At 67.7% G+C, this 2,490-nt stretch carries 2 protein-coding genes and 1 pseudogene; all 3 read right to left on the bottom strand.

Features of this window, described 5'->3' with window-relative positions:
• Nucleotides 1–351, bottom strand: a 351-nt coding sequence (locus VL973_RS08780; RefSeq protein WP_325283645.1) for an alanine racemase, incomplete at its 3' end; no start/stop codon positions are given.
• Nucleotides 352–401: 50 nt separating this feature from the next.
• Entirely contained in the window at nucleotides 402–2,009 is a 1,608-nt protein-coding gene (locus tag VL973_RS08775; protein ID WP_325283644.1) for an MFS transporter, read from the bottom strand.
• Between the two features lie 72 nt (nucleotides 2,010–2,081).
• A pseudogene (locus VL973_RS08770) lies at nucleotides 2,082–2,490 on the bottom strand (valine--tRNA ligase); the annotation flags it as partial.

Here is a 2,490-nt window from a genome sequence, read left to right as displayed (position 1 = left end):
CGGACCAGTGTTTCGCCAGCGCGCAACCTGTTCGACGGTGTTGAGCACGGGTCTTGCCGGCAGGCTTGCCGCCGCCGCCATGTCGACCGCGCGGACGCCGTGCAGCACGGACAGCGACAGCTCATGGCGCCGGACGAGCGGGGCCAGCACCGCCGCTTCCGCCCAGGTGGCGACAAAGAAATCGCGGCATCCCGCCCGCGCCAGCCGCTCGACCACGCCCGCCGCGCCCAGACCATAGCCATCGGCCTTGACCGCCGCGCCTGTCGCCGCGCCGCCGCTCAGCGCCCGCAATGCACGCCAATTGTCGCACAGGGCCGTGCCGTCGAGGATCAGGCGCGCGGGCAGTTCGATCTCAGTCACCCTGTCCCGCTAGCGCGACAGGGCCGCCGGGGCCAGCCCGCTCAATCGCTCGCCTCGTTCCCCAGCGTTTCCTTGAGACCGAATGCGACCACCACCAGCGCCATCGCCGCGACCGCCATCGTATACCATAGCCCGGCATAGGGATCGCCCGTGCGCGCGACGATATACTGGCTGATGAACGGCAGAAATCCGCCGAAATAACCGGTGCCGATATGATAGGGGATCGACATCGACGAATACCGGATGCTGGGCGGAAACATCTCGGCCAGCACGGCGGCGACGGGACCATAGGTGGCGCCGGACAAGGCGCTCAGCCCGATGATCGCAATCAGGATGATTGCCAGGTTGCGCCCGGTCGGCACCACCTTGTCGAGGCTGTATCCCGCCTCCGCCAGCGCAGCATCGAGACCCGCGGGGCTGATGTCGGCAACGGGAACGCCGCCGATCGTCACCGCCGGCACGTTCGCCGACGCCTTGGTATAGGCGATGCCCTGTTTCGACAGGTGGTCCAGCACCTGTCCACATCGGTCGGCCTGCTGCGCGGCAAAGGGGTCATAGGCACAGGCAGGCCCCCGTACGATCACCGGCGCCCGTTCGGCCGCCTGCGCCAGACCGGGATTGGCCGCGCTGCCGATCATCCAGAACAGCGGGAACAGGAACAACAGCGACGCGATCAGGCCGACGACAATCGGCAATTTGCGGCCGATCCGGTCGGACAGCCGCCCGAACAGCACGAACCAGAACAGCCCCGCCGCCGCACCCGCGCCGGTAATCAGTTGCGCCGTCGTCTCCTCCACCCGCATCGGGCCGGTCAGGAACGACAGCACGCTGAACATCGCGGTATACCAGATGACTGTCAGGCCCGCCGCGATCCCGAACAGCGCGACCAGCAGCCGCCTTTTGTTGCCGGGATAGGTGAAGCTCTGGACGAACGGATTGCCCGCCAGCTTGCCCGCCGCCTTCATCGCCCGGAAAACGGGGCTTTCCGACAGCTTGAAGCGCATCCACAGCGATACCGCCAGCAGCAGGATCGAGAAGATGAACGGCATCCGCCAGCCCCAGTCGAGCCAGGTCTGCGGCGTCATCGCGCTCTTGAACCCCAGCACGACGATCAGGCTGAGGATGAAGCCGCCCGCGACGCTGGCCTGGATGAAGCTGGTATAATAGCCGCGGCGGTTCTGCGGCGAATGTTCGGCGACATAGATCGCCGCGCCGCCATATTCGCCGCCCAGCGCCAGCCCCTGCGCGATGCGAAGCAGGATGATGATCGCCGGCGCCGCCAGGCCGATCGACGCGGCTGAGGGCACGAACCCGACCCCCGCCGTCGCCACGCCCATCAGCGTGATGGTGACGAGGAACGTGTATTTCCGCCCCAGCCGGTCGCCCAGATAGCCGAACAGCACCGCACCCAGCGGCCGGAAACCGAAACCGATGGCAAAGCCCGCCCAGGCCAGCAGCGCCTGCATGACTTCGGACCCGGCGGGGAAAAAGGTGCGCCCGATGATCCCCGACGCCGCCAGCGTGCCGTAGATGAAGAAGTCATACCATTCGAACACGGTGCCCAGCGACGACGCAGTGATGACGCGCCGAATGTCGCTGGCCGATGGCTGTTCGCCCGTAGCTTCCACCGTGTCGCCGACCGTCGTCATCCCCGCCCCCGTTTGTGCTTCGGCCAAGGTTTAGACGATGGGGCGGCGCGGGCAAGCGGGCGCGTGGCGATGCTAACCGAGCCGCGCCAGCGCGGCCGACAGGCGCTCGGCCTCCGCCGCCTTGTCGGCATGGTCGGCGCGCGCCTTTTCCACCGCCTCGGGCTTGGCGCGCTCGACGAAGCTGGCGTTGGACAGACGCCCGGCCAGCGCATCGCGCTCCTTCGCCGCCACCGCAATCGCCTTGGTCAGGCGCGCGCGTTCGGCATCGAGGTCGATCACATCGCCAAGCGGCATCATGTAGGTCGTCTGGTCGACCACCACCTGCAACGCGCCACCCGGCGGCAATTGTCCGACGATCAGATCGACGCGCGCCAGCCGGGCCAGTGCTGTCGTCTGCGACTGAAGCCGCGCTTCGGTCGTGGCATCGGCGTCGCGGGCAAGAAGCGGCAGCCGCGCGCCCGGCGGCACGTTCAGTTCGTTA

The organism is Sphingomonas sp. (assembly GCF_035490575.1).
Lineage (GTDB): Bacteria > Pseudomonadota > Alphaproteobacteria > Sphingomonadales > Sphingomonadaceae > Sphingomonas.
The sequence above is the reverse complement of the archived record's forward strand: the minus strand, read 5'-3'. Positions and strand labels throughout refer to the sequence as shown.